The following is a 3,948-nucleotide window of genomic DNA, read 5'->3' on the forward strand; positions in this document are numbered from 1 at the left end:
GGGGTGCGGCGTCGTCGCCGGCGCCGCACCCCGGGGGTGTCACTGCTCGTCGTCGCCCCGCTCCCGGGACGACTCGGTGACCCGGGCGCCGAGCGCGCGGGCGGTCTCCGAACCGCCGGAGCCGAGCCGCGGCAGCAGCTGCGCGGTGAGCAGCGTCGTCAGCGCCGAGGTGTCCTGCGAGCCGCCGTCGGTGTCGACGACGAACGGCTTGGGCGCGCCCTTCGCCAGCGCGGTGCCGACGTCGAGCCGCCGCTGGGCCAGTTCGTAGCGGAGCACCGCGCGGTTGTCCCGGTAGGCGGTGGCCAGCCGCTGCTGGGCCTTGGCCTCGTTCTCCGCGGCGGTCAGTCCGGCGCGGCCGCGGGTCTCGATCTCGAACCGCACCCGCTGGGCCTCGGTCTCCTGCTCCTCCAGCATCTGCGCGACGTCCTTGCGGGCCTGGTTCAGCGCCGCGTTGACCTCGACGATCTTGGCGTCGCGCGTCTTCTTGGACCGCTCGATGTCCATGAGCAGGTTGTCGATGCGCCGCTTGCGGGTGAGCTCCCACTCCTGTTCGTACGCCACCTTCTCCTTGGCCACCCGCTCGCGGGTCGCCAGGTGCTGGCGGTACTGGACCGGCAGCTGCACGTCGGGGATGTTGCAGCCGGTGATCCGCACGCCGTAGCGGGCGAGCTGGCGGTTGAGGAGCTCCTGCATGTCGGCGACGTCGGAGCCGCGCAGGTCGTACGCACGCTCGGTCGAGATCTGCCGGCTGCGCTGCCGGATGGCGTCCTGCACCGAGTTGGAGAGCACCAGGTCGAAGTTGCTGGCGCCGATGGTGCGGACGAAGAGGACCGCGTCGGTGATGCGGAACTTCAGGAAGAACTCGATCGAGGTCAGCGGCACGTTCTCCCGCGTGGGGCACGCGACCACCGGCGCCGAGTAGGGAATCTCGGTGGAGGTGTCGACGACGAACTCCACCCGGGACCACGGGTGCCACAGGTAGTGGCGGCCGGGGTCGAGCTCGCCGACGACCGCGCCGTACGTCGTCAGCACGCCCGTGGTGCCCTGTTCGATCTCGACGATCGAGGAGCGCCACCACCACAGCGCGCCGAGCACCACCGCGATGGCGCCGACGGCATAGGTCGGCACGGCGACGGCCGACCAGGCGGCGCCGCCCAGCGCATTGTCGGAGCGGGAGCTGCCGAGTGACATCATCACGCCGGCGAGGAGGGCGAGGATCCCGAACCACAACAGCGCGGTCCAGGTGTTGCGCCGGCTGTTGCGCGGCATGACCACCGGCACCAGGGCGCCGTTGTCGCCGCCGCGCAGCAGTCGGGCGATGTCGCCCCAGCCCGCGACGTTCTCCTGGATTACCGAACCGCGGCGGTCGGCGTGGGTCTGCTGGCTCATCTACTCGCCTTCCCGCGTGGTGTGGTCGGTGCCGGGCCCGGCACCGGGGTCCGGTGCCTCCCCGGGCAGCGGTTCGGGGGCGTCGTTCTGCACGGAGGCGCGGATCTCCTCCACGGCCTCCGCCCCGGGCAGCTCGTCGGTGGATGCCTCCACCGGGGTGACGGTGGTGGCCTGCTCGGCGCTGCGCAGCGCGCTGATCTCCTCCTCGCGCTCGCTGATCCGGGCGGAGATCTCGTCCATGCGGCCGCGGATGACGTCCATGTCCTCCTCGGTGAACAGTTCGTCGCCGGCCTCGCCGATGATGCCGCGCGCGATCCGCAGGAAGTCCACGGCGGCGGCGTCGCCCGAGCCGATGCGCAGCACCTGCGGCAACCGGTCGGCGACCTGCTCCAGCCGGTCCAGGACCTGCTGCTGGTAGCGGTAGTTGAGGATCTCCGGCGCCTCGGCGGCGGAGACGGCGCGGATGTCCAGCGCCTGGGCCTCCAGCAGCGCCGCGTTGGCGTGTGCCTCGGACTCGGCCTCGACGAACCGCTGGCGGGCGACGGCGCGGGCGCGGTTGGTCTCGCGCTCCAGCGCGGTGTCCATCTGCGCCTGGTACTGCGCGATGTCCGCCTGGATCGCGGAGAGCGTCTCGTTGAGGGTGGCGAGCTCCTTGGTGAGGTCGCCCTCGTTGTTCTCCTTGCGGAGCTGGAGCTCGTACTCGTGGGTGTACGCCTGCTTGGCGACGCGCACCATCTCCGGCGCCGCCAGGTCCATCCGGTACTCCTTGCCCGCGGGCTCGGCGTGCGTGATGTTGGCGTTGGTCAGCTCGACCGCGGGGCTGAACTGCTGGTTCAGCTGCTCCAGCAGCCGGTTGGTGTTCTCGCCGACCATGTCGTAGATCGCGGAGGCCTCCTGGTCGTAGATGAGGCTCCGGGTCGTCTCGCTGATGGCGTTGTTCAGCTTCTCCTCGAAGCCGCGGACGGCGCCCAGGGTGTAGATGAACTCCACGGGGTCGTTGATGCGGAACTGCACGAAGAGGTCGATCGACGCCTGCACGCCGCTCTTGGTGGGTGCCTCGCGGATCGGCGCGTTGAACGGGTACTCGCGCGTGGTGTTGACGATGTAGGAGACCCGCTTCCACGGGTTCAGCAGCGTGATGCGACCGGGGCCGACGACCTGCTCCAGCTTGCCGAAGCGGGTGATGAGCGCCTGGCAGCCGTCCGGGACCATCACCATGCCCTGCCGCCACCACATGAAGCCGGCGGCGATGAGGGTCATCACCCAGTAGTGGACGCCGAAGAAGGGGTTGAGCAGCGGGCCGTCGTCGGAGACGGCGCCGATGACCAACCAGGCGACGATGCCGATCGCGATGAGCAGCAGCGCCGGGAACATCGTCACGAAGGTGCGGCCGCGCGGGATGACCATCGGGCAGATCACGTGCACCGGGCCGGACCGCCCGCGCTTGAGGGAGGTGCGGTTGAGGACCTCTCCGGCGTTGTTCAGCGACGCCGTCTGCTGCTCGATGCGGGTGCCGATCGAACCGCCCTGCTCGCGGGCGGCCAGGAAGTCGTCCGGGTCGGCGATGGCGGAGCCGGACGGCTCCGCCCCCTCCTCGCCGTCGCCCCCACCACCCGGGAACTGCCGGCTCAGCGCTCCGCCGAGCGCCTCTCGTGGGTCACCGCCCTGGGCCACGGAACGGGCCGCACTGCGGACATTCTGCGACAATGACACGCGTCCTCCCCCTTTCGTCGGATCTCGTGTACGGCACACCATCAGACCAACCCGCCGAGCCGCCGCGCCAGCCGACGTACCGGTAACCGCAAATCGTCACCGGGGTGTGACCGAGCCATGTCCGAACCGGGCACGCGCCGCTCCGCGCCCCGTGCGCACCGATGCACTCGCGCCGACTCACACGTGCCGGCCGTCACGCGCGGCTCGCTCCCGGCGGGCGGCGGGGCGGGCGCTCCGGCGTGTTGCTGGTCTTCCGCACCTCGGGGTGGGCGCTCCGGCGCGCGGGGACGGGGCTCACTCCCGCTCCGTGACGGGAGGGCGCGGGGGCCGGAGCGGCGCCCGGGAGCACGGTGTCGTACAGCAGGGGATCATTCATGCGGACACCGTCCACCTGTTCCCCTTCCCGTACCACTTCCGGGTGGCAGATCCCCCGGAAAGCCACCCGAAGGGGTGGCACTGGGGCCAAGCGCCACCCGAACGCGCCTCCGTGCGCCGCTGCCGGGCACCCGAAGGACTGTGGCATCAAGGAACCATGACGACTCGGCGCCACCCCAACGAACGGCTGCGCGCGCTGCTGCGCGAGGCCGACTGGACCCAGGAGGCGCTGGCGCGCGCCGTGAACGCCCTGGGGGCCGAGATCGGGTGTCCGCTCCGGTACGACCGCACCGCGGTCGCCCACTGGCTCTCCGGGACGCAGCCCCGGACCCCGGCGCCGCAGCTGGCGGCGGAGGCGCTGTCGCGCCGCATCGGCCGGCCGGTGAGCCCGCAGGCGGCCGGGTTCACCGCGCCCGCGCCGGAGGCGCCCTCACCCGACCCGGCGGTCGGCTTCGCCGACCTCTGCCGGGA

The 3,948-nt window shown here is 71.7% G+C and carries 4 protein-coding genes; 1 reads left to right on the forward strand and 3 read right to left on the reverse strand.

Features of this window, described 5'->3' with window-relative positions; all coding sequences use genetic code 11:
• Positions 1-39 precede the first annotated feature (39 nt).
• The 3 genes from HCN52_RS22585 to HCN52_RS22595 all read right to left on the reverse strand — a co-directional run bounded on the left by HCN52_RS22585 (position 40) and on the right by HCN52_RS22595 (position 3,478).
• The gene (locus HCN52_RS22585; RefSeq protein ID WP_168090288.1) at positions 40-1,389 is read right to left on the reverse strand and encodes an SPFH domain-containing protein; all 1,350 of its coding nucleotides are present in this window, start codon (positions 1,387-1,389) and stop codon (positions 40-42) included.
• Positions 1,390-3,102 (reverse strand): SPFH domain-containing protein, encoded by a 1,713-nt coding sequence (locus HCN52_RS22590; RefSeq protein WP_168090289.1) that lies wholly within the window; start codon positions 3,100-3,102, stop codon positions 1,390-1,392. It abuts the gene before it with no gap.
• Positions 3,103-3,295: 193 nt separating this feature from the next.
• Positions 3,296-3,478, reverse strand: a complete 183-nt coding sequence (locus HCN52_RS22595) for a hypothetical protein (protein ID WP_168090290.1) — start codon at positions 3,476-3,478, stop codon at positions 3,296-3,298.
• A gap of 156 nt (positions 3,479-3,634) precedes the next feature.
• On the opposite strand from HCN52_RS22595, the gene HCN52_RS22600 reads away from it, so the two are divergent.
• On the forward strand, positions 3,635-3,948 hold a 314-nt coding region (locus tag HCN52_RS22600; protein ID WP_512700790.1), incomplete at its 3' end, for an NsdA family TPR-like regulatory protein.

Origin of the sequence: Streptomyces bohaiensis, assembly GCF_012033785.1 — a bacterium.
GTDB classification, from domain to species: Bacteria; Actinomycetota; Actinomycetes; order Streptomycetales; family Streptomycetaceae; genus Streptomyces; species Streptomyces bohaiensis.

Coding starts and splice junctions, on each gene's coding strand:
- HCN52_RS22595 (WP_168090290.1), bottom strand. CDS start 3,478: ATGAATGATCCCCTGCTGTACGACACCGTGCTCCCGGGCGCCGCTCCG.
- HCN52_RS22585 (WP_168090288.1), bottom strand. CDS start 1,389: ATGAGCCAGCAGACCCACGCCGACCGCCGCGGTTCGGTAATCCAGGAG.